Here is a 25,260-nt window from a genome sequence, read left to right as displayed (position 1 = left end):
TTAACCTTCTAAAAAAAACTTTTATGAATTTGCTGCTGCTTCTTTCTTTTTCTTTGCACTTAAGCTTCTTGGATTATTTTGCTTAGAATAGTCTTTTGGTGGTCTTATTTCTGCTAAATTGCTCAATTGTCCTATAGTTTCTAATCTTTCATATATCTTTATCCAAGCACAATCATTCTCTGAATTTACTTCACACTTACCATTTTTAGCTCCACCACAAGCTCCATTCATAAGACCTTTAGCACACATAGTTACTGGACATATTCCACCTGTCCAACCAAGTTCACAGTCTCCACAAGCTTTACAAGCTTCTTCATATTCTCCAACCCTTTGTACTTCCCCTATGAACAAAGTATTGTTGGCTGGATAAACTGGCTTATCTTTTAGGTTCTTAACTATTGTTTGTGTACCATCTCCACATGCTAAAGATAAAACTGCATCAGCTTCTTTAGTCTCTTCTTTTAGAGCCTTTAAATCCTTTTTAGACTTTAAAAGGTTACAAGCAGGGTCAAGCATTACATATCCTAAGATTTTTTTGCCTTCGCCTTCAAGAGTTTCTTTCATTTTTAGAACTTCTTCTTCTCCACCACTTTTACAAGTCGCTGCACATTGATTACAACCAACTAAAACTAGCTTGTCAAAATTCTTTAAGTACCCTAGTACTTCTTCTAATGGTTTATTTTCAGAAATTATCATATCTACTTCCCCCCTAAACCTTCCACTTATATATATCTATTTATTATTTTGTAATTTACAAGCTTTAACTACATGTTTTGCAAGTATAGATGTTGTAACTGAACCAACCCCCGCTGGAACTGGAGTTATCATTGATACTTTATCTAAAACTGCATTTGTATCAACATCTCCACATAAATTTCCTTCTTCATCAACATTTATACCAACGTCTATAACTACTGCTCCATCTTTAACAAAAGTTTCATCAACCATCTTAGCTCTACCAATAGCTGCTATTAATACATCCGCGTCTGCTGCTACACCTGATAAATTTTTAGTTTTTGAGTGACATATTGTAACAGTTGCATGTTCACTTAATAAAAGCATTGATACTGGCTTCCCAACAACCATTGATCTTCCAAGAACTGTTACCTTACTTCCTTTTAAATCGACGTTATAATGTTTTAATATTTCTACTACTGCTGTAGGAGTACATGGTGGGAATCCACTCTTATCACCTTCCATGACTTTAGCAGAGTTTATTGGACTAAAACAGTCTACATCTTTTTCTGGTGCAATAACATATTTTATAACTTCTTCATTTAAGTGTTTTGGAAGAGGTCTAAAACATAATATACCATTAACATTTTTGTCATCATTAACTCTCTTTAATACATCAATGTATTCATCTTGAGTTATATCTTCAGCTAATTCCAACACTTCTGTTGTTATACCAATGTTTTGACATCTTTTTAGTGCGCCTCTTTCATATGATAAATCATCACTTCTTGCTCCAACCCTAACTATTGTTAGCTTAGGACTTATACCTTCTTTTACTAATAACTCAACTTCTTTTATTAACTCTTCACTAATTTTATCAGCTACAGGTTTTCCTTTTATAATTTGTCCTTTAGTTGACATTCCTTCCATATATTCACAACTCCCCTACAAGCAAACTTAAATTAATTTATTCTATATACCACATATTAACAACATAGTATTTACTTTCGTCATTTAAAAATTATTTTCCAAGAGCTTTTTCAACTTTAGCATAAACTTCATCACAAGTCTTTACGCCTTCTTCAACTAATTTATCCACTTCTGTTTTTACTTTATCAACATATTCCTTGTCTTGTATAGAATTTATATTTATAACTACATTTAATTGTCCACCAAGTATAGCAGCTCTTAGACATTGAACTCCTACACCAACATCGCTTATAGCAAGTCTTGAACCTTTATCAACTAAATCTTCATGTAACTTAATAGCTTCATAGCAAACTCTTACTATATTTAATGGTACTTCACAAGCAACTTTAAGTGCTTTTTCCATTGTCTCTGCTTTTATTCTTTTTTCTTCTTCTGTTTCTTTAGGAAGCCCGTAAGCTTTTGATAATGGTAAGAAACATTCTGCATCATCATCTATCATTTTTAATAAATCTTTTTCTAGTTTTCCAGCTTTACTTAATATCTCTTTTACGCTTTCTTCATATTCAGCATATTTTTTCTTTCCTATTGTAAGATTACAGACCATACTACCTAGAGCCATACCAATTGCACCAACTAGTGCAGCAGCTCCACCGCCACCTGGTACTGCTTCTTTAGAAGATAGTACTTCTACAAAATCAACACAAGTTTTATCTGCTATTTTCATGATAATCCTCCTTGAAAGGATGTAGGAAAATATCTCAAATTATTCGAGATATTTTACGAAGTATTTTAAGATATCTCCTACTCTTTATTTATAAATTAAAGTGCTTAGAATAATCCAGCTATTACTCCATTTTCATCAACATCTATTTTTTCTGCTGCTGGAACTTTTGGTAATCCTGGCATCTTCATAATTTCTCCAGTAAGTGCAACTATAAATCCAGCACCTGCTGAAATTGCTGCTTGTCTTACAGTTATTCTAAATCCTGTTGGTCTACCTAATTTAGTTTGGTCATCAGTTAAAGAATACTGAGTCTTAGCCATACATACTGGAACCTTAGTAAATCCAAGTTTTTCTAAATTAGCTATTTCTTTATCAGCCTCTGGAGTATAATCTACACCATCTGCTCCATAAATCTTAGTAGCTATAGCATTTATCTTGTCTTTTATAGATAAATCATCTTCATAGCAGAATCTAAAGTTATTTTCTTCTTCATCTAATAATCTTAGAACTTCTTTAGCTACTGCAATTCCACCTTCTCCACCTTTTGCCCATACTTCAGAAAGAGCAACATTTACACCTAATTCTTTACACTTGTCTTCAACAAGTTTAAGTTCAGCTTCAGTGTCAAGTGGGAATCTGTTTATTGCAACAACTGCTGGTAATCCATATACTTGAGTTATGTTTTCAACATGTTTTAATAAGTTTGGAAGTCCTTTTTCAAGAGCTTCTAGGTTTTCGTTATTTAAGTCTGCTTTAGCAACTCCACCATTGTATTTTAATGCTCTTACAGTAGCAACTATTATAACAGCATCTGGTTTTAAGTTTGCCATTCTACATTTTATATCTAAGAATTTTTCTGCTCCAAGGTCAGCACCGAAACCAGCCTCAGTTATTACATAGTCTGCAAAGTGCATAGCCATTCTTGTAGCTATAACAGAGTTACATCCATGAGCGATATTTGCGAATGGTCCACCGTGTACAAATGATGGTGTTCCTTCAAGAGTTTGAACTAAGTTTGGTTTTAAAGCATCTTTTAATAATGCAGCCATAGCACCATTAGCTTTTAATTGTCTAGCTGTTACAGGGTCACCCTCGTAGCTATATCCAACTATTATGTTTCCTAATCTTTCTTTTAAGTCAGATATATCACTTGCCAAACAGAACGCTGCCATTATCTCAGAAGCAACAGTTATATCAAATCCGTCTTGTCTAACTGCTCCATCACCTTTTTTACCCATACCATCAACGATATTTCTAAGTTGTCTATCGTTCATGTCTACACATCTTCTCCAAGTTATTTTCTTAGGGTCTATTCTAAGAGCATTTCCTTGGTGAATATGGTTATCAAGCATAGCAGCTAAAAGGTTATTAGCAGCTCCTATAGCATGGAAGTCACCTGTAAAGTGTAAGTTTATATCTTCCATAGGAACAACTTGTGCATATCCTCCACCAGCTGCTCCACCTTTAACACCAAATACTGGTCCTAGAGATGGTTCTCTTAAAGCAACTAATACATTTTGGTCTAACTTAGCAAATGCATCTGCAACACCTATAGTAGTAGTAGTTTTTCCTTCACCTGCTGGAGTTGGATTTATAGCTGTAGTTAATATTAACTTAGCTTTTTTGCCAGTCTCTCTTTTTAGTAGATTGTAGTCAACTTTGGCTTTGTATTTACCATAAAGTTCTACATCATCTTCACCTAGTCCTAATTTTTTTGCAACCTCTCTAATATCTTGAGGTTTAGCTTCTTGAGCTATTTCAATATCAGATTTAAATCCCATAACTGAATCTCCTCCCACAACCTAAATAGATTTAAAATATAATTTTTTTCAAAAATTGTATTAATATGTAAAAATTATATTTTATAAGATAATTATACATGTAAAATTACTTAAAAACTAGCTACTAAGCTATTAAAATATTCAAACTTAATAGCTAGTTATTTATCTAATTCCTTATTTATTACCTATCTATTACCTATGTCTAACCTTTAACCAACCTAAAATCCCAAATCAAAATTCTATTTATCTTTAAGTGACATTAATTTATCTTTTACTGCTTTAATTTGTGCTTTTGTTGTTTCACTAGAATCATATGGAGATTGATTTGCTCTATCAGAATCTATAACATCTTGATTGTAATAAATAAATCCTAAAGATTCTCCATCTTCTAAGTTTTGAATTATAAATTCTTCATCTTCCTTATTTCTAATTTTATTACCTACAACAAATACCTTATTTACTCCTATATCGTGTCCAAGTTTTTTAACTTTTCTATAAGTCTGTAGACTTCTTTCCCCTGGTTCTACAACTACTATAAAAGCATCTACACCTTGAGCTGTTCCTCTTCCTAAATGTTCAATTCCTGCTTCCATATCCATAACAACTACATCTTTATTTTGTAGTATTAAATGTGAACATAATCTTTTTAAAAGAACATGCTCTGGACATACACATCCAGTACCACCAGAATCTACTGTTCCTAAAGTAAGTAATCTTACTCCATTATATTCTTTACAGAAATTTTCAGGGATATCATCCACTTTAGGATTCATCTTAAACATTTTTCCAAAGGAACCTACAGAAGCAGCTGTTCTATCTGAAACTAATTTCTTCATTTCTGATATAGGTACTATTGATTCATATACTTCTTTTGGAAAACCTAGTGCTAAAGCTAAATTAGCATCCGGGTCGGCGTCAACAGCAACAACTCTGTATCCGTCTTCAGCAAACATCCTAGAGAGCATTGAAGAAAAAGTCGTTTTACCTACTCCACCTTTACCTGTTATTGCTATCTTCATAATCCTTACCACCTTTATTACTATTTGCTTTTTATGCAGTTAATTTATAGTTGTTTATTTTTTGTACACTAAAAATAAACTACAGCTAGTCCTTACAGGAACCAATTACATTTACCTTACTAGCTTTTCAAAGCAGCATGTATAGTTTTATTATTCTTCATTATATTGTTTATATTTTATTTATTCAGTATATTCGTTATATTCCGATGTTCTTTGCTTTAACATTTAACTTTATTCATCCATAAAATTTCTTATAAAATCGTTTTTTCTATGCTTTCTATCTCTCTTAAGCTTCAGCCTTTTCTGCCATTTTTTCTTCAACTAATGCTTCAAAGTGAACACGTTTTTTCTCTATATCTTCTATTATTGTAGCTGCTAATTCTTTTGGATTAGTATTTACAGTAAATGTTGCTCCAACTTTATCTTTTAATTCGCTAGTTAATATGTCTACTGCTCTTGAAGAACCAGTTATTGGAGGCATTATTCCTAAATAAGTGTCTATACCAGAAGCTACAACATAACATCCTATAGCAACTGCTTTTTCTGACATCCACTCTGGAGCTATACCTACAACTGGAAGGTCACACATATCCATATCTAAGTAATTAGCTGCTGCTCCAACTAAATCTAATATACGGCTTATATCAACGCAAGAACCCATATGTAGTACTGGTGGGATTCCTACTAGTTTACAGACAGTTGCAAGACCTTTACCTGCATATTTTTCTGCTGCATCAGTTTCCATTAAACCAAATTTAGCTGCTGCTGAAGCACCACATCCTGTAGTAACTACTATTATGTCATTTTTAATTAATTCTTTCATTATTGTTACATGAGCCTCATTTGAAACTCCTTTAGCATTGTTACATCCAACTACACCAGCTGCTCCTCTTAATACTCCAGATTTTAAACAGTCTGTTAATGGCTTAACTGTTCCTGCTGGGTCTATATGAGAGTTTACAACTCTATCTAATTGGTTTACTACTGCTTCTACACTATACCCAACTGTTGCCCCTGATTTTAATTCAGGTATAAGTACTTTTGATTTATCTCTATTTTTAAAGTTTAAAATAGCTTCTTTAACTATTGCTTTGGCATCATCAAGTGCTTGTTCTTCTCTAAATTCAATATAAGTTGAACCTGTTATTTTAGCTTTTGGAGAAGTTGTTACAAATTTAGTATGGTAACAATCTGCAACTCTAGCTAATGCAGGGAATATACATTGAACGTCAACTATTACAGCTTCAACTGCTCCAGTTATTATTGCAAGTTCTTGTTGATGGAAGTCTCCTGCTATTCTTACACCATGTCTCATTGTAATCTCATTACCTGTACAACACATACCAGCTAAGTTTATTCCATCAGCTCCAACTTCTTTAGCTAAAGCTACTAAGTCTGGCTCTTCTGAAGCTAAAACTATCATTTCTGATAATGCTGGCTCATGTCCATGTAATATTATATTAACTTTATTTTCTTCTAATACTGCTAAGTTAGCCTCTGTTCTTCTTGGCACTGGAGTTCCAAATAAAATATCGCTTAGACGAGTACCTATCATAGAACCGCCCCAACCATCAGCCATAGAAGTTCTAAGACTCATGTGTATTAAACTATCTATATCACCAGTACATCCTATATGAGTAGAGTGCATTATTGTTGCAATTTCTCTATCTATAGCTCTTGGTTCTATAGCATATTCTTTCCATATTTTTTGTCTTGGTTCTGGTGCGTTTTTTATAAATCTTAATGTTCCAAAAGGCTTCCCAAACTCCATTAATGCAATTTCTGCCACTTCATGTGCTACATCATAGATATCTCTACCTTCTGTCTCTACATCCCATTCTTTAGCTAAAGTTATTAACTTAGCTTCATCTCTTATTTTATAGTTTCCATTTGGATCAGCTAATGCTAATGTATGTGCGATATCTCTAGCATGGTCTGAATGGGCAGCTGTCCCACCAGCAACCATTCTTGCAAAGTTTCTACCTACTATAGTATGTTCATCTGCTCCACATAACCCTCTTGGAGTTTTAGGACTTATTCTACATGGTCCCATTCCACATATTCTACAGCAAACACCTTGAAGACCAAAACCACATTGTGCCTTGAAGCCTTCTTTTCTATCATACATTGTTTCTACGCCTTCTTCTCTAGCTTTTGCTATCATCTTCTGGCTGTTTAAATCAATTGTTAACATTTTTTCATCCATATTCCTATCCCCTTTTTTTGATTTTTAAAATCCCCCAGGTGACTGACTTCATGTCATAAAATAATAAAATAAATGCTTTCTAAGTTGATTATATACTAATTTCCAACACTTTGCTTTAGATTTAAATATTTTTTTAACAAAATTAGATAATACATAAAAATTTAATTTTTGGTACCTAATTTAAGTTAATTTTACTTCCTATTTTTGGCTATTTTTTAATACTTAAACCCATTTTTTGATGCTTTAGTTTAATTAAATTATGTTTTGATTTTTTTTAAATCAAGTTTGAATTATTTCTATTCATTTTTTTGTTTTTATATATTGATTGTGTATTTATTATTTTTCATTGCTTTTGGACTTGTTACAGATTTTTACTCCCTAAACTCAATTAGTAAAAACTTCTTAGAATAGCATTTTTTGGACTAATTTTTTTGAATTTTTTTACTTTTCCTACTTTAATATTAATTATAGCTTCAAATTGAACATTTGTATATATTCATTTGAAGCCATAATTATTTTTTATATAAAATTTTTTTAATATCGGATTAATTTAGACATTTTGACTTATTTTTCTATTTTTATTCATTTATTTTATACGTTTGATTTTATTTCATACTCTTAGCTACGATAGCACCATATGCAATAGAATATAATTTAGATTCATGTGAATCAGCTCTTGATACTAAAACTATAGGAGCCTTTGCACCCATGATTATACCTGCTGATTTAGAGTCTGCCATATATGTAAAGGCTTTCCCTATTCCATTACCAACCTCAATTGTTGGAACCAACATAATATCTACATCACCAGATACTTCACTCTTAAATCCCTTTATTTCACTAGCTTCTTTTGAAACAGCTAAATCAAAAGCTAAAGGACCTTCTACAATTACATTTTCTCCAAATTCTCCTTCTTTACAAGCCTTCGCTAACATATCTGCATCTACAGTAGCTTGCATCTTAGGATTTACTTTTTCTTTAGCTGCTAAGCATGCAACTTTTACAGTTTCCATACCTAAAGCTTTTGCAGCTTTTATTGAATTTTTTAATATTTTTGCCTTTTGCTCATAATCAGGAGCTATGTTCATACCTCCATCCGTAGTTATAAGTAATTTATGGTATCTTTCTAACTCATATACCATTACATGGCTTAATAAACTATCAGTTCTAAGACCATAGTCTTTATTTAACACTTCTTTTAAGATAACTGATGTATCTAATAATCCTTTCATTACAAAATCAGCTTCTTTACTTGATACTAGTTTAACTGCTATTTCTGCACAATCTTTGATATCATCCTTATCCACTATTCTGATACCATTTAAATCAAATCCTATTTCTTTTGATATGTCTCTTATTTTTTCTTCATTTCCAACTAATATAGGAGTAATTATATTTCTTTCTACAGCATCTTTTATTGCCATCAAAACCTCTTTGTCATGAGCTGCTGCTACAGAAAGTACTATTTTCTCTCCTCCCTTAAGTTGCTCTAAAATATCATCTAATTTCTTTATCAAAAGTAACCCCTCCCTTATATATATTTAACTAAATAATACCATATTTATTATCTCTTTTCCCAATTTATTTTTTATGTTACAAAGAATTGATACAACTAAAAATTTGGTTAATATCCCAAATTTATGTTGATTTAATATTCATGTTATATTACTGTCCATAGCTTAGTTTTATTTATATGTATCCATATATATATAAAATCAATTTTTTTATTTCTATTTATTTTTAATTGAGTTTATATGATACTGATTTACTAATGTTCTAATTCCATTTTGTTTCACATGTATCTTTACACATAACAATAAAAAAGTATGTGCCTATAGTCAAAATCAACTATAAACACATACTTTTTATACTTATATTTAGATTAACATATCTAAAATATTTACATTAGCATATCTAAGTATTTCATCTTCATCTTAGTATTTTTTAAGATGGAGTATTCGCATATACTTATAAAATTTACTATTACCTTACTTATTTATTCCAAGCTCTTTTAAACAAGCAATCGTAATTTCATCTTGCGGATTCAATTCATAAGCTCTTTCTATATAGTAAGTCGCATCATCAATATCACCATTATTTAAATAAGCCATACCTAAATTACAAAGTATTTCTGGGTCTTCCTTTATCTTAGCAGCTTGTTCAAAATACTCTATCGCTTTATCTAGATTATTTTTATAAGCTTCACAAAGCCCTAATTCCACTATAGCATCTACTTGCTTAGGCTTTATTATCAATATCTTCTCCAAATACATCTCAGCCTGTTCTATCTCTCCCATACCCTTATATCCAAGTGCTATCATGAACAACAAGTTCCACCAATCCATATGTTCTTCTTCTAATGGAAGTAGTTTCTCTAATCCTTCTTTAAATTTACCTTGGAATACAAGCGTATATCCTTCTTCATACTGAACTTTAAAGTCCATCTTTCCTAAGTTATCTTGTATCTCCGCCACCAAATCAGCATCTAATCCAAGTCTTAATGCATCTTCCCAAGTTAGCTTAGTTTTTAGATATTGACCTTGATTATAATAATGATAACCTAAATGGTAATAACCTAATGCAAAATTCTCATCAACATAGATTATATTCTCAAGTTTAGCCATTGCTTCAAGTAAAAATGCATTCATTGCCTTCTCATCCATATCTTTTTGATACTGTTTTGCTATCTCTTGGCAAACTATTGCATAGTTATACATTGCATCTAAATCATCTGGATACATTGTTATAAATGCTTTTATATATATTAAAGAATCTGTATGTTCGCCAATCTCAAAGTATTTTCTTGACATATATCCCATATACGCCTTTAAGTCCAGATTAATATCTTTAGATAAAGCATTTAAAAACTTTTCATATTCTCCATTGTTTTTAAATTTACTATCTACACCAATTATATATATCATAGCATCTGCTATAGACATTGAGTTCAACTTATCTTGGGCAGTCTTTTCTTTTATTCCTTTTACCAATACTTCATTTTTTATAGGTACATCTAACCCACCTTTTGGGACATCATAACTCTTTAATTTAAACTCTCCACCATGCTTTATAGTAATAAAAGCTAGTTCCTCTGCCTTTTTTAGCAAATATTTTTCTATTTTAAAATCCATTTTTTCCTCCTAAATATTTAAATCTCTACTTTATGAGTTTTAGATTTCTCAAATACTTTTTTATCATCATATTCAAACAAGACTATATTTTTTTCTTTTCTTATTTCTATATTTATATCACTTTTTAAATCCACAACATTGAATTTAAATGGCTCGAAATGAACATATTTTATTATATGTTTAGCTGGTTTATCAACAAAATTAGGTAAATATGTTGATAAGTTATCATTATCTTGTAAAAATACATGGCATCTATTCTTAAAATCATCCACATCTAACTTATTAAAAAACTGTGGTGTATTTGATGTTTTTCCCAGTGATATATAGTCATACTTTAATATATCATTGAATACATCATTATCTACATTTATATTTTGATTATAGAAATCCATCAATATTTTATACAGTTGATTCTTTCCTTGTGCTAAATCAAAGTATCCATTTTCATCGAAATACTTGGCAAAAGTCTCAAAGAATTTAAAAGGACTTTGTTTATAAAATCTCCCTATAATATATCTCATAGATAGCACAAAATTTTTAGAATTGTAATATCTCTCCAATATATCCTCTATATCCTTTAACTTCAATGTCTCCTCATAACTTATATAATTATTATATAAAAATTCATATGGAGCATAATCTTTATATTTAAAACCATGTTCATCTGCCACTTTTCTCATGCCTGTCCCTTTAATCATCTTTAAAAAACCTAATTGTAGATGCTCTATACCTAAATTAAATACATCATTAAAGGAATTCTCAAAGCTCTTATAATCTTCATAAGGAAGCCCTGCAATTAAATCTAAGTGCTGATGTATATTTCTATAAGATGCTACAGTCTGCACAACATGAGACAATTTTTTAAAATCATCCCTTCTACCTACTGCATCAAGTGTTTTTTCATTTGTAGATTGTACCCCTATTTCAAACTGAAAAAGACCTTCTTTACAATCAGCTAAAAATTCAAGCATCTTATCATCTATCAAATACGCTGTAACTTCAAAATGATAAGTTGTATATCCATTATCATTTTTCATAAGAAAATCCATAATTTCCATAGCCACTTTTTTATTTGCATTAAAGGTTCTATCAATAAACTTTATCTGTGATACCCTTGCATCTATTAAAGCTTTCAAATCACTTTTTATCCTATCTAAGCTAAAATATCTTAAACCTGGAATAGTAGATGATAAACAATACTGACAGTTAAAAGGACAACCTCTTGATGATTCATAATACACTATTCTGTTTTCATATTCCTTTGGATTTAAATTTTCATAAGGGCTAGGAATCTCGTCCAAGTTCTGAAGTAATTCCATCGGTTTATTCACTATTATCTCATTGCCTTGTCTATATACAAGTCCATTTACATCGTTTATTTCTTTTTTACCTTGTAAGTGAAGTATTAAGTCTTTAAAAATTAATTCTCCTTCTCCATAAAGTATATAATCCACAAAATCATACTTTTTCATTGCCTCATAGCTATCATAACTAACTTCTGGTCCGCCCAAAGCTATTTTAGTATTAGGTCTAATTTTCTTCAGATTATCGCAAAGCTTAACTATATCTCCCACATTCCAAATATATGTGGAGAATAATATTATATCATACTCGTTTTTGTATATATCCTTTAAAATATAGTCCAAATCATTATTTATTGTATATTCTTTCATATCAACTTCTATCAAATCTCTTACAAATTCTTTTAGATATCTTATAGCTAAATTTGTATGAATAAACTTAGAATTTAATGTTGTTAATAAAATTTTCAAATATTTCTCACCTCTTTTTAATATTATACTGTCTTTTTGTACCCCTTATAGGTTAGAATAGTATATGTAAAGTTTTAATAATATCTATATAATTAATTTATTAATTTCAAGTAATGTGAGGAAAGGAAGTTTTTTATGGAATTAATTGAAAAAGTATCTATCAACTCTTTATCAAAAAGAGATCTACTACTTATTATAAAGTCTCTTGAATACACTAATGAAAATACTCAAATTAGTGATTTCATCGACCTTAGAAATAATATTGTAAAGGAATTATGTTTTTTAACTGACACTAAGGAAAAAGATTTTCTGGATTATCTAGAGAAAAATAGCACACTCTGATAGCCTAAACCTTTTTAAATTTCAATATATGAATACCTGATTTAGAATTTATTTTTATGCTTAATATGTTATCATTAAAGGTTTTTGACATAACTGTTATTTGATTAAATATGGGGTCTATTATAGTATTACCTTCTTCAAGTCTTATAAGACTTTTTGGATCTATTTTTTTATTGTATGCCTTAACTCCAATTTTATATTTTCTCAATTTAACAACATATTCCGACATAGAAAAAATGAAATCTATATTATCTTCATTTAATTCACTATCTTCACCCAAAATGGATAATATAGATTTTTTTATACTCTTAATTCCTTCATTTTCTACAGCTCTATCTTGCATATATACATCATATAAGACGTTTAACACGTTTAATAGAACACTTTCTTCATCATACTCTTCAAACTTTGAATCAATATATTTATCAATTAATTGTATTGCTTTAATCCTTGCCATCTGAAATTTTACAATATCTGATTTGTCTAATTCTATAGAAAATCCTATTATCTTGTCTTTAATACTCTGTAGTAATTCGACATATTCTATTTTACTATTATTTATAAGATTGTGCATAACAGAATTATACGCCACAGAACCTAATAAATAATCAAATAAAGATTCTTCTTTTTTAAAATAATTCACATATCTTTTTATTAATCTAACAACCTCATCCTCACTTTTTTGGATATTAGTATTCGATAAAATTAATGGTAATAAAATATTTAAAAAATTAATAGTCCCTATTTTCTCTCCATAAAATCTATAGTAAATAAGTTCATCTCTCAGTCTATTTTCGTCTATATATACACATCTTTGCGTTTTATCATCTATTAAGGATTTTGTATTTATTATAATTAAATCTTTAAGAGCCCTACTTGCACTGCTAAAGGAAGATGTATAGACTTTTTTTAGTAATTCATCATTCATAAATATATCCTTTCTAAAAAATTGAATCTAAATATCTTGCCATTAAAAAAAAAGAGACAGCCCGTTTAAGAAGCTGTCATATATAGGGGGATAGTAGTGTACAAAAATCATTGTAATCTACTATCTATATATTATTATACGATACTACTTTTTTATATGTAAAGCATCAGTTTTCGACATCCCTATATTTTACAGTTATACAAATTGCGTACTAAGTTCAATTTTATTCTTTTTATTTCAACATTTTATCGTATTACATTCTTTCAGGAGCGTGCATTCCCAACAGTTTCAAGGAATTCTCTAAAGTTTGTTTTGTAGCTAAAACTAATGCAAGTCTCGCTTTTCTAATTTCCAAATTTTCTACTAAAATTGGATTGTCATGATAAAATTTATTAAACGCTTGAGCCAAATCTAACATAAATCTAGTCACTATATGTGGTTCATTTTTCTTTAGAGCAAGTAAAATATTTTTGTTAAATGATTCTATAACTCTAAGAACTTCTGCACTATCTTCATCAGCTAACAGACTATAATCTATATCAGAAGTTATTTCTTCTTCTGCTTTTCTTAAAACTGCACAACATCTCGCATGTGTATATTGAACATATGGTCCAGTCTCACCATCAAAGCTTAATGTTCTTTCCCATGAGAATGTGTAGTCTTTAATTCTACTATTGGACAATTCTTGGAATACTACTGCACCAACACCTACTTGTTTAGATATTTCATCTACATTTTTAGCATTTGGATTTTTAGTAAGTATAATGTCTTTAGTCTTATCTATAGCTTGATTTAAAGCGTCTTCTAAAAATACTACTCTTCCTTTTCTAGTTGACATAGTCCCTTCTTCAAGAGCTACCATACCAAATCCAACATGAGTCAAATCTTTTGCCCAATCGTATCCCATAAGCTCAATTACCTTAAACCATTGTTGGAAATGTAAGTTTTGTTGAGAACCAACTACATATATACATTTGTCAAAATTATAAGTTTCTTTTCTATATATTGCAGCAGCTAAATCTCTTGTCATATATAATGTTGAACCATCATTCTTAGTAATAAGTGCTGGTGGCATTTTATATTCTTCTAAATCAACAATCTTTGCACCTTTAGACTCTATTAGAAGATTTTTTTCTTCTAATAACTCAATAACTTTACCCATCTTATCAGAATAGAAGCTTTCCCCTGCCAAAGAATCAAATTCTATATCTAAAAGCTTATATACTCTATTAAATTCTTTTAAACTCTCATCTCTGAACCATTGCCATAATTCTTTTGCTTCCTCGTCGCCATTTTCTAATTTAGTAAACCATGCTCTTGCTTCATCTTCCATTTCTGGATATTGTTCAGCCTCATCATGGAATCTTACATATAATTTTAGTAATTCTGGGATTGGATTAGATTCTACTACTTCTTTTTCTCCCCACTTTTTAAAGGCCACTATTAACTTACCAAATTGAGTTCCATAGTCACCTAAATGATTTATTCTTATAGTCTTGTATCCTTGTGAGTCATATATCTTATATAAGGCATTACCTATAACTGTAGTTCTTATATGCCCTATATGGAAAGGTTTTGCTATATTTGGAGAAGAATACTCAACTATTACAGTTTTATCTTTACCAAAATCACTATGACCGTAATTTTCTTTTTCCGCTAGTACTTTTTTGATTACAGTTTCTGCTAATTGAGATTTATTTACAAAAAAGTTTACATATCCACCTAATTGTATTACCTTTGTTATCTCTCCACTTGGTTCTATACTTTCTGCCAATTCATTTGCTATCATGTTTGGAGCTTTTCTAAACACTTTAGCTAATTTAAAGCATGGAAAAGCATAGTCACCCATGTCCTTATTTGGTGGAACTTCTATAAGTGCCTCTATCTCTTCTTTCGATAAATCTTCTATTTTTTCTTTAAGGCAATTTGATATTGCTACCTTGAAATCTTGCATCTTGTTGCTCCTCTCTACATTGTACCTGGTTTATATTGTGCTTATCTCTTTATGTTAAATCAAATTTCGTGTTTTTTCAAGTATTTCATTACATGGCAAAGTACTTTAAAAATTGTACCTTTTGTACTAATTATCCCTACGTTAAAAATACTATTTTTACATGCAATTTTTTATTCTTCTATTAATTTTCTACAACTCTTTTTCACTTTTAACTTTTATTCCTGCTTCTTCAAGTAGTTTTGCTGTGACACCTTTTCCTGAGATTTTTTTACCAGAAAAACTACCATCATAAATTAAATTACACCCACAAGATGGACTACCTTCTTTTAATATTGCTTCGCTACATACATATAAATTTGCTATTTTTAGAGTCTCTTTAGCACCCTTTACAAAGTTTTCTGTCACATCCTTATTATCTTTGGTAATTACCTTATTATCAACTATCTCAGCAGGTGGTCTTGGTGTAGATAGACCACCTAACTGTTCTGGACACACAAGTGTAAATTCTTTGCCTTTTAAATATTCCTTAACTTTTTCATTTTCATTATTATCGCCACTATATTTACAATTTATTCCTATTAAACATGCAGATACTAATATCATAAAAATGTGCTCCCATACAAATTATTTTAGTTTAACAATCGTTACTCCTGCTCCACCTTCTCCATATTGACCACCTCTTTGTGATTTTACATGTCTATTTCTTCTTAAAATATCTTGTAGCCCTGCTTTTAGTACTCCTGTACCTATTCCATGTATTACTGTTACAGATTCTAATCCTGCCACATATGCATCATCAAGGTATTTTTCAACTTCCATTATAGCTTCTTCTAAGTTTAATCCTCTAAGGTCAACTTCATTTTTTATATTACCAGATTTTGACCTTATGATATTTCTTGTTGATTTAGTTACATTTGTTGAAACATCCTTGCGAGTTTTTTGTAAAGACTTAAAAGGTAGAGTCATCTTCATTATACCAATTTGTACAACTGCTTCTTTTCTCTTTTTATCCACTGAAACCACACTACCATTTTGATTTAAAGTTATTACCTTAACTTCTTCACCTGGCTTTAGGTCTTTTATCTCTTTATTTGAAACCTTTGGAACTATCATACTTTTTACTGTTGGTTGAAGACTTCCCATAGAACTAGTCAATTCTTTTCTAAGTTCTTCTATCTTACGATTCTTTTCTTTTGAAGCTCTTTCCTGCTCAAGATTTCTAAGTTCCTTTATTATAAGGTCTACTTCTTCTTTAGCTTGTCTTATAATTGAAAAGGCTTCTGACTTAGCTTTTTCAATCATCTTATCTCTTTGGCTAATCAACTTTTCAAGTTTTTCATCATACTCTTCTTTTAGTCTTTCAATCTCTTCTTTTAGTCTTTCAGCTTCTTCTCTGTCTTCTACTGCTTTGATTCTATTCTTTTCAACATTCTGTAATACATCTTCTAAAGCTATGTTATCTGTATTTATATATTCTTTAGCACGTGAAATTACATAGTCGCTTAGTCCAAGTTTTCTAGAAATCTCAAAAGCATTCGATTTTCCTGGAACACCTATAAGTAGTTTATATGTTGGACTTAAAGTTTCTATATCAAACTCAACCGCTGCATTTTCTACACCAGATTTAGTAAGAGCATAGTTTTTAAGCTCACTATAGTGAGTAGTTGCTATACATTTAGCTCCTACAGAATTTATATCTTCTAATACTGCTATTGCAAGGGCAGCTCCTTCAACAGGGTCTGTCCCTGCTCCTAATTCGTCAAATATAACTAAAGAGTCTGCTGTTACGTTTTGTAGTATTGATACTATATTCGTCATATGAGATGAAAATGTTGATAAACTCTGCTCAATACTTTGCTCATCTCCTATATCCGCAAATACATTATCATATACACACATACTACTCCCATAATCAGCAGGTATATGAAGTCCACTTTGTGTCATAAGTGCAAATAGCCCCACAGTTTTTATTGTAACGGTCTTACCTCCTGTGTTTGGACCTGTTATTACTAATGTGTGGAAGTCTCTTCCTAAATAAATCGTATTTGCTACTACTTTTTTCTTATCTAGCAAAGGATGTCTTCCATTTTTTATATTTAAATACTTATCCTCATTTAAAGTTGGTTCTATACCTCTCATTTGTATAGAAAGTTTTCCTTTTGAAAATGCAAAGTCCAATCTCCCTAGTATCTCTTGATTAGAAGTTAAGTGTTCACTCACTTCTCCAACCATAGCAGAAAGTTCTGATAAAATTCTTTCTATCTCTTCTTGCTCTCCTAATTTCAACTGTCTCAACTCATTATTCATCTCTACTATAGTCATTGGCTCTATAAAAAGTGTCGCACCAGAAGATGACTGGTCATGTACTATACCAGCTACTTGCGACCTATATTCAGCTTTTACAGGTACTACAAATCTATCACCTCTTAGAGAAATTATGGCATCTTGTAAGTATTTTTGATAAGTAGTTGAACTTATTATTGAATTTAGTTTAGACCTAATGGATTGATTTTTTTGAGATATTCTTCTTCTGATATCTCTAAGTGTACTTGAAGCATTGTCAGATATTTCTACTTCACTAATTATCGCATTATATATCTGGTCTTCTATGTCTTTATACACATACAGAGAATTTGATAGAGATTGTATTATTGGATAATTGAAATCTTCTTCATCACTGCTGGATAGACTATTTTTCAATCTCCTAGCTACTCTTAAAGTATCTGCTATCATAATTAGACTTCCTGGGTCAAGAGATGCTCCTATATAGGCTCTCTTTACCTTGTCTTCTATATCATAAATACCTTCCAAACCTACTGAACCTCTCTTTATAATAATTGATTGAGCTTCACTAGTTTCTTCTAGCATTGATTTTACTTCTATAAAATCAGTATTGGGAACTAAATTTTCTATATATTTTAGACCTAAAGAAGATGAGGCTTTCTTCTTTAATAAGTCTATTATTTTATTGTATTCTAGAACTCTTAACGATTTCTCATTCATTTTCTATATTCACCATCCTCGATATTTTAACTTTTTTATTTAATTTTAAAAATGTATGTTTTCAAGCATTTCCAATAAAAACTGCAAGTTTTATTTCTTTTTCATTTGTAAAATTATTATATTTTTTCTCTTTTAGATATATTTTAAACATATTTTGTATTATACTATGTATGTAGCTATCTATATATTATACATAAACATGCTTTATTTGTAATATAATCTGTTAAAAAATCTTCTTTAATATTTTTAAAGTGGTTTATTTTAGCATGTTTTTAAAGAATAGCTACTTATATAGATAAACTAAGGAGGAACATGAGTCATGGGAAATGTATTAGAAGGATTAAAACCAGAAAATGTTTTTAAAAACTTTGAGAAAATATCTCAAATTCCTAGAGGTTCTGGAAATGAAAAAGGTATAAGTGATTATTTACTTAACTTTGGTAAAGATTTAGGTCTTGAAACTATTCAAGATGAAAGCTTAAACATAATAATAAGAAAGCCTGCTACAAAGGGATATGAAAATTGTCCAGGTGTAGTTCTTCAAGGACATATGGATATGGTTTGTGAAAAAGAAAAGAATGTTGAACATGATTTTCTTAAAGACCCTATAAAATTAAGAATCGATGGTGACATGATATATGCTACTGGAACTACTCTAGGAGCTGACAATGGTATAGCTGTTGCTATGGGTATGGCTATATTAGAAGACAACACTTTAGAGCATCCAGCATTAGAAGTTTTAGTTACTGTTAATGAAGAAGATGGTATGAATGGTGCTGATGCATTAGAGCCTAGCTTAATTAAAGGTCAATATATCCTAAATATGGACTCCGAGGAGGAAGGATACTTATTAGTTAGCTGTGCTGGTGGTAAAACTTGTGTTGTTAGTTTACCTGTTGAATACAAAGAAGTTGAAGCTGACAAACAAGGTTTATTAGTTGAAGTTACTGGACTATTAGGTGGACACTCTGGTATGGAAATTGTTTTACAAAGAGCAAATGCTAATAAAGCAATCGCTAGAGTATTAAGTGTATTAGATGTTGATTATGATTTAGCTTCAGTTGATGGTGGAACTAAGCACAATGCTATACCTCGTGAAGCTAAGTGTGTAATAGCTGTTAATAAAGCTGATGTTGAAGTTGCTAAAAAACAAATAAATGAAATTTTAACTGCATTTAAACATGAGTTCACTACTTCTGACCCTGGTATGACTTATTCAGTAGCTGAAACTTCTGTAGAAAAAGTTCTTGCTAAAGATTGCAAAGAAAAAGTTGTTCAAATGTCAAGCTTAACTCCTCATGGTGTTCAATCTGTAAGCCTTGATATAGAAGGATTAGTTGAAAGTTCTACTAACTTCGCTATAATTGAAACTAAAGAATCTACTATTGAATTTTTAACTTCTGTTAGAAGTTCTGTTATGTCTATTAGAGATGAAATAGCAGATAGAATAAGACTTTTAGCTCAAGCTTTAGGTGCTGATTATGGTCTTACTTCTCAATATCCAGCTTGGGAATTCAAAAAAGGTTCTAAATTAGAAAAAATATGTAGTGAAACTTATGAAAAATTAACTGGTAAAGTTCCTACTGTTATGGCTCTACATGCTGGTCTTGAGTGTGGATTATTACTTGATAAACTTCCTCATGCTGAAGCTATTTCTATAGGACCAGATATGTTTGATGTTCATACTCCAAATGAACATGTTAGTATCCCTTCTATAGCTAATGTTTGGGATTATGTTATAGAAATACTAAAATCTATGAACCAATATTAAATCTAAATTTTATTTAGATTAAGTCTTGGATACAAATATAGATTATAAATAAATCTATATTAAACTTAGTCTATAAATTAATATTACAATAATTTATAGGAATAAAGCCTAATGATGCATTTTTATATTTGTCATTAGGCTTTATTATTTTACTACTATTTTTCTTTGATAGATTTTTTATTCTTTAAATATATAGCAAAGTTTTTTCTATTCAGTAATCTTAAAACGATTTCTACCTTGCTTCTTCGAATTATAAAGAGCATCGTCAGCAATTTTGTATATATCATCATAGGTTTGTCCTTGCTTTGACATTACACCACCCATACTTATAGATATACTATTGCCATTTGGTAGTTTGATACCATGAATTTTGTCATATAAAATATTACATTTTTCTATAAGGCTTTCCATATTCTTTGCATTTTTAACATATATACTAAATTCGTCACCTCCTAGGCGACCTACTATGTCACATTCATCAAAACATTTAACAAGAATATTTGCAACTGCAACTAACATTTTATCTCCAACAAGATGACCATAATTATCATTTATCTCTTTAAAATGGTCAATATCTAAGATAAGTAAAGCTCCTTTTTCACTATTAGATAAATTACCTAAACTTTTTGTAGCCATCTCCCTTATAGATGCAGCGTTAAAAATATTTGTTAAACTATCTCTTTGTGCTTTATCTAACAACCTCATTTTTTCCTCTTTTTCACAATCAATATTATGTAATTTGCCTATTGAATACACAGGAACATTCTTTTCATTATGAATTATCTTCGATGTGATTCTAATCCAATGAAACTCACCATCAGGGCAAACACAATAAATTTCTGTTGAACCATTTTCTTGTTCCCTAATCAAATTAAAAAATTGCTCCTTATACTCTTTTTCAATTTCATTTTTATCTTCATATTCGTTTTTACTATGACTTAAACCATTAAAGACATTAACTCCACTTTCTTGCATAGCAATCGTGATTTTATCTGCTTGATAATCATATTCAAAGAAATACTCACTTGCCATCTCATATACTTCAGTATGTTTTTTAAGCTCTAAAGAAATTCTCTGATTCATACTTGTACGAGTACGAAGACTCCAAGCCATAATTATAATAATACATAATGATATACTAGAAACTACAAGGATAGTTTGAATTGGATTTTCCTGCATAATATGAATTAGAGAAAAATTTGATATATATGTCGTATTCTTATAAATAATTGATTGCATGTTTTCAGTAGGCATACTATTGATAGCCTTATTTAATATACTATATAATTCCTGTTTGTTCTGTTTAGCTACACCAAAGCAAAAACGATGTGGTTCATAGTTTTGTTGAATTAGACGAACATACCTATACTTGGGTTGATTGACATAATACTGTATGGCATATCCTTCACCATATGTATAATCAGCTTTTCCACTATTTACAGCTTCAATACATTCTTCTAAAGTATCATACCAAGTAATGTTATTAGATGAATATTCCTTATATGAGGTATCTTTTGCGAGAGCTAAACGTTTATTTTCTAGGCTATCTTCATTAATCTTATTATTAATCATCATAATATATTGTGTAGAAATAAATGGGCGAGTCATAGCTACGTGCTGTTCACGTGCCCTTTCATAATCATAAGACATCCCAGCTACAATATCAATCTTAGAATCTTTTATCATATTGTTCAAATCTTTCTGAGATTCTACAGGTATCATTTCAAGTTTTAAACCAGTTTTATCTGAGATATAATTAAGTAAATCTATTGAAATTCCCTTTAATTTCCCTGTTTTGTCATCTACATATTGAAATGGTGGATTTTTTAGTAAAACTCCTACTTTCAAAGTTTCTATATTTTTTATATATTCAGATTCCTTATTGGATAAAATTAACTCTTTATTTTCTGGTGTAAAATATTTCTCATATAATGTTTGTGAAAAATATGGGTCTGTTTGCTCAATATTGGATACTGCTGAGTTGAGTTGTTGAGATAATTCTTTATTGCCTTTATATGTAATAAAATAGAAAGGTTTAGGAGCAAATTTAGCTATAGTTTTCAAGCCATCTATGTGATTCATGCTGACATTAAGCATTGCATCTGCCTTTCCATCCTTTAACGCTTGTAACTGTGCTTCTATTGTCTTACAAGACACCAATTCAGGAGATATTTGATTCATTTCACAATATCTATCTAATTCTTTAATCTTATTTGTTGCATTTTCTGGTACTGCAATACGCATGTTCTTTGTGACTTGTGAACTTACGCTGTCAATATCTACATTGTCTTTAAGCACTTGTAATGTTGTATTTACAGTCCCATAGCTAGAACCTGCATAATCATATATCTTCTCTAATTGTTCCTCGTATAACATTCCACCCATTAAGTCAACTTCACCTTTTTCCAACATCTCCATAGATTTAAGAAGAGAAGTGTTTAAATCGCCTCCAACTCGAACAAACTCGTAATTCCATCCAGTATACTGAGCAATTTCTTGTAAGTATTCATAGTTATATCCAGAGTATCTACCTTGTTCATCTACTTCATTTAAACCTTCTTGAATAGGATAAGCAACACGTATAGTACGATTATCATTATTCATGGCATTAATATCAAAAGGAAATATATAAAAAGTGAATATAGACACAATTATAAAAGTTAAAGAAAATAACTTTTTCAAATTCACTACCGCTTCCTCCATATAATAATATTTACAGTGTATACACTGTATAAATTTTGGGGTTTGAAATATAAGTTAGTATAAAAAAGGACATAAAATTTCGTAAAAAATTTAATATCCTCATTCACACATAATATAACTTGATTATACTCCATTTACCTTGCCTTTACAATGAATTTGATATATTAGCAAATTATTTATCTTAATTTGATATATAATATGATTTTTAATCTACATTATATCAAATTTAGCATCATTTCTATTTACAGTCCTTTTATATTTTACCTTTGGATAACCTAATATAAATGAAGTTATAACTGCCTCACTATCATTCATTCCTAATAACTCTTTTATCTTTGGTTCTATATTTGATGCCATAACAAAAAATCCATTATAACACATTCCTAATCCTTGCGAATAAGTCATAAGCTCCATATTAGATGCAGCCAATCCTCCATCTACATATACACTCCCACCTAAAGAAATATCACCAACAACTACCATAAGCAATGGTGCATCATAAAATAAAGAATCAATTCCCTTTTCTTTATATCCTTTATACATTCTCTTAAATGTGTTCTTATATATAGAGCGAACAGGGTCTTCATCATCAGTATTTAATGCCATATTATAAAGCCCTTCTATTGCCAATTCTTTTACTTCTTTTAATTTGTCTTTTACTAATATGTATCTTAAAGGCTGTCTATTTCCACCTGTTGGTGTATATCTACCAGCCTCTACTATATTTCTTATTTTTTCTTCTTCTACTTCTATATCTTTGTAGTCTCTTATACTTCTTCTAAACTTTATAAAATTCATCAAGTTTTCAGATTTTAAGTCAAAAGTTTCATGATTATATTCTAATACTTCACTCTTATCAAATCCCTGTATTTCTATAGAATCTGTTGGACAAATTGCCATACAATGACCACAATTAATACAGAGAATATTTTTTACCTTTGCTTTATTTTCTCTAACTTTTATTGCATTTACAAGGCAGTCTGATTCGCACAAGCCACAACCTACACATGTTTCTAAATTTATGTCTATCATCCTAGATTTTTCCTCCATTTGAAAATTTTACTTTAGTATAAAGCAAATAGTTGTCTAAGTCAATTTTTATTTTTTTAACAATATTAAGTCTAAGTCAGGTCTAAATTGAAAATGTGTATACAGATTAAGTTAAGAAATGTACACTATAATCTTCCAATTTTCCGTTATTATATATTATCTTTGCACTAAAAATTTTCCCAGTCTTAGCCCAATTCAAAAATAATCTGTCACCTTCCCACATATTTAAGTCGAATATTTTATCACTGTCTACCCAAAGTAATTTTCCTTCCTTACAATCATCCAAATCTTTTTCAGATAAATCGCCTTCAAAATCATCTGAAAAATATAAGAACATGTACCAGTCTTCATCATTCTTAAATTTTGGAAAAGTTATCAGTCCTTTATATGTTAGTGAGTTAAGAGTAAGCCCAGTTTCTTCTTTGACTTCCCTAATTACACAATCTTCAGGAGTCTCCCCTTGCTCAAATTTTCCTCCAACTCCTACATATTTACCTTCATGTATATCATCTTTCTTTTTATTTCTATATAACATCAATGTCTTGTCATCTTTTTCTATATAACAAATAGTTGTAAGCTTCATACATCCCGCCTTACTTTCTTTTTCTGTTTTTTATTCGTATATTATTGGTATTATTCATTTTCATTACTCTCAAGAACATCACTGATATTCTTCATTGCATTAAGAGAAAGCTCTGCAAATTCATCAAATGGAATCCCTATATCTTCTATACTTCTCATTGCATCTCTATTTACATTTGAAGCAAATCTTGTTTCTTTCATTCTTTTAATTACAGACTTTGTTTTTACACTAGTAAGTTTTTTATCTGGATAAACCAATGCTATAGCAGTTATAAATCCAGTTATAGGGTCTGCTGCATATATAGCTTTTTCCATTAGACTAGTTCTTGTAACTCCCATTCCATCATGATGACCAAGTATCGCTCTATACATTTCTTCATCACCAAAGTTTTCTTTTTTAAGCAGTTCAACCGTTGTTGTAGCATGCCCTTCACATATTTCCCCTGGTTTTCTTCCAACTATATCTGAATCTAAATCATGTAAGAGACCTGCAACTGCCCACTCTTCTTCTTTTTCTGGCTCTAATTTTTTAGCCAAATCTCTCATAACTGCTTCAACAGCATAGCAATGTTTTCTCATTCTGTCAGTCTCTAAATACCTAAATAAAATTTCTAAAGCTTCTTCTCTCATTTTCATTATTCCCCCTATTTTTTCATGTATATGATATTTTTATATTTTAATACACATAA

19 protein-coding genes are annotated in these 25,260 nt (G+C 30.2%); 2 read left to right on the top strand and 17 right to left on the bottom strand.

Annotated features, from left to right (window positions below):
• Positions 1 to 21: 21 nt before the first annotated feature.
• The 9 genes from ACTG47_RS03965 to ACTG47_RS03925 form a co-directional block, all read right to left on the bottom strand.
• Positions 22 to 696 (bottom strand): methylenetetrahydrofolate reductase C-terminal domain-containing protein, encoded by a 675-nt coding sequence (locus tag ACTG47_RS03965; protein ID WP_479926203.1) that lies wholly within the window; start codon positions 694 to 696, stop codon positions 22 to 24.
• Positions 697 to 732: 36 nt separating this feature from the next.
• Positions 733 to 1,605 carry a bifunctional 5,10-methylenetetrahydrofolate dehydrogenase/5,10-methenyltetrahydrofolate cyclohydrolase gene (locus ACTG47_RS03960; RefSeq protein WP_479926202.1) on the bottom strand — a complete coding sequence of 291 codons (873 nt, stop codon included), beginning with the start codon at positions 1,603 to 1,605 and terminating at the stop codon, positions 733 to 735.
• 91 nt (positions 1,606 to 1,696) lie between these two features.
• Complete coding sequence (locus ACTG47_RS03955) at positions 1,697 to 2,329, bottom strand: cyclodeaminase/cyclohydrolase family protein (protein WP_054269252.1); 633 nt, start codon at positions 2,327 to 2,329, stop codon at positions 1,697 to 1,699.
• Between the two features lie 104 nt (positions 2,330 to 2,433).
• On the bottom strand, positions 2,434 to 4,110 hold the full coding sequence (locus tag ACTG47_RS03950; RefSeq protein WP_169469574.1) for a formate--tetrahydrofolate ligase: 1,677 nt from the start codon (positions 4,108 to 4,110) through the stop codon (positions 2,434 to 2,436).
• 239 nt (positions 4,111 to 4,349) lie between these two features.
• Positions 4,350 to 5,129 carry an ATP-binding protein gene (locus ACTG47_RS03945; RefSeq protein ID WP_479926201.1) on the bottom strand — a complete coding sequence of 260 codons (780 nt, stop codon included), beginning with the start codon at positions 5,127 to 5,129 and terminating at the stop codon, positions 4,350 to 4,352.
• 286 nt (positions 5,130 to 5,415) lie between these two features.
• On the bottom strand, positions 5,416 to 7,335 hold the full coding sequence (gene cooS / locus ACTG47_RS03940) for an anaerobic carbon-monoxide dehydrogenase catalytic subunit (protein WP_021383498.1): 1,920 nt from the start codon (positions 7,333 to 7,335) through the stop codon (positions 5,416 to 5,418).
• A 605-nt stretch (positions 7,336 to 7,940) separates the two neighbouring features.
• Positions 7,941 to 8,852 (bottom strand): bifunctional enoyl-CoA hydratase/phosphate acetyltransferase, encoded by a 912-nt coding sequence (locus ACTG47_RS03935; protein ID WP_169469576.1) that lies wholly within the window; start codon positions 8,850 to 8,852, stop codon positions 7,941 to 7,943.
• 471 nt (positions 8,853 to 9,323) lie between these two features.
• Positions 9,324 to 10,466, bottom strand: coding sequence for a tetratricopeptide repeat protein (locus tag ACTG47_RS03930; RefSeq protein WP_479926200.1), 1,143 nt, complete (start codon positions 10,464 to 10,466; stop codon positions 9,324 to 9,326).
• A gap of 17 nt (positions 10,467 to 10,483) precedes the next feature.
• Complete coding sequence (locus ACTG47_RS03925) at positions 10,484 to 12,238, bottom strand: B12-binding domain-containing radical SAM protein (RefSeq protein WP_479926199.1); 1,755 nt, start codon at positions 12,236 to 12,238, stop codon at positions 10,484 to 10,486.
• 135 nt (positions 12,239 to 12,373) lie between these two features.
• On the opposite strand from ACTG47_RS03925, the gene ACTG47_RS03920 reads away from it, so the two are divergent.
• Positions 12,374 to 12,580, top strand: coding sequence for a hypothetical protein (locus ACTG47_RS03920; protein WP_003418305.1), 207 nt, complete (start codon positions 12,374 to 12,376; stop codon positions 12,578 to 12,580).
• Between the two features lie 4 nt (positions 12,581 to 12,584).
• Here the strand turns inward: ACTG47_RS03920 and ACTG47_RS03915 are convergent, their stop codons facing one another.
• The 4 genes from ACTG47_RS03915 to ACTG47_RS03900 form a co-directional block, all read right to left on the bottom strand.
• A complete protein-coding gene (locus tag ACTG47_RS03915; protein WP_479926198.1) occupies positions 12,585 to 13,508 on the bottom strand; it encodes a hypothetical protein in 924 nt (307 codons plus the stop codon).
• 253 nt (positions 13,509 to 13,761) lie between these two features.
• Positions 13,762 to 15,462 (bottom strand): arginine--tRNA ligase, encoded by a 1,701-nt coding sequence (argS, locus tag ACTG47_RS03910; RefSeq protein ID WP_479926197.1) that lies wholly within the window; start codon positions 15,460 to 15,462, stop codon positions 13,762 to 13,764.
• A gap of 189 nt (positions 15,463 to 15,651) precedes the next feature.
• Positions 15,652 to 16,065 carry a 2-thiouracil desulfurase family protein gene (locus tag ACTG47_RS03905; protein WP_479926196.1) on the bottom strand — a complete coding sequence of 138 codons (414 nt, stop codon included), beginning with the start codon at positions 16,063 to 16,065 and terminating at the stop codon, positions 15,652 to 15,654.
• Between the two features lie 21 nt (positions 16,066 to 16,086).
• Complete coding sequence (locus tag ACTG47_RS03900) at positions 16,087 to 18,465, bottom strand: endonuclease MutS2 (protein ID WP_479926195.1); 2,379 nt, start codon at positions 18,463 to 18,465, stop codon at positions 16,087 to 16,089.
• Positions 18,466 to 18,784: 319 nt separating this feature from the next.
• Here ACTG47_RS03900 and ACTG47_RS03895 point away from each other — a divergent pair, with 319 nt between their 5' ends.
• Positions 18,785 to 20,236: an aminoacyl-histidine dipeptidase gene (locus tag ACTG47_RS03895; RefSeq protein ID WP_054269240.1), complete on the top strand. Its 1,452-nt coding sequence runs from the start codon at positions 18,785 to 18,787 to the stop codon at positions 20,234 to 20,236.
• 207 nt (positions 20,237 to 20,443) lie between these two features.
• Here the strand turns inward: ACTG47_RS03895 and ACTG47_RS03890 are convergent, their stop codons facing one another.
• The 4 genes from ACTG47_RS03890 to ACTG47_RS03875 form a co-directional block, all read right to left on the bottom strand.
• Positions 20,444 to 22,924: a diguanylate cyclase domain-containing protein gene (locus ACTG47_RS03890; RefSeq protein ID WP_479926194.1), complete on the bottom strand. Its 2,481-nt coding sequence runs from the start codon at positions 22,922 to 22,924 to the stop codon at positions 20,444 to 20,446.
• 225 nt (positions 22,925 to 23,149) lie between these two features.
• Positions 23,150 to 23,971 (bottom strand): nitroreductase family protein, encoded by an 822-nt coding sequence (locus tag ACTG47_RS03885; protein ID WP_479926193.1) that lies wholly within the window; start codon positions 23,969 to 23,971, stop codon positions 23,150 to 23,152.
• Between the two features lie 124 nt (positions 23,972 to 24,095).
• On the bottom strand, positions 24,096 to 24,572 hold the full coding sequence (locus ACTG47_RS03880; RefSeq protein ID WP_479926192.1) for an NUDIX hydrolase: 477 nt from the start codon (positions 24,570 to 24,572) through the stop codon (positions 24,096 to 24,098).
• 50 nt (positions 24,573 to 24,622) lie between these two features.
• Entirely contained in the window at positions 24,623 to 25,207 is a 585-nt protein-coding gene (locus tag ACTG47_RS03875; RefSeq protein WP_479926191.1) for an HD domain-containing protein, read from the bottom strand.
• Between the last annotated feature and the right edge of the window lie 53 nt (positions 25,208 to 25,260).

The organism is Clostridioides sp. LIBA-6622 (assembly GCF_056716095.1).
Note: the sequence above shows the minus strand (reverse complement) of the source record. Positions and strands in the feature narration are given on the sequence as shown.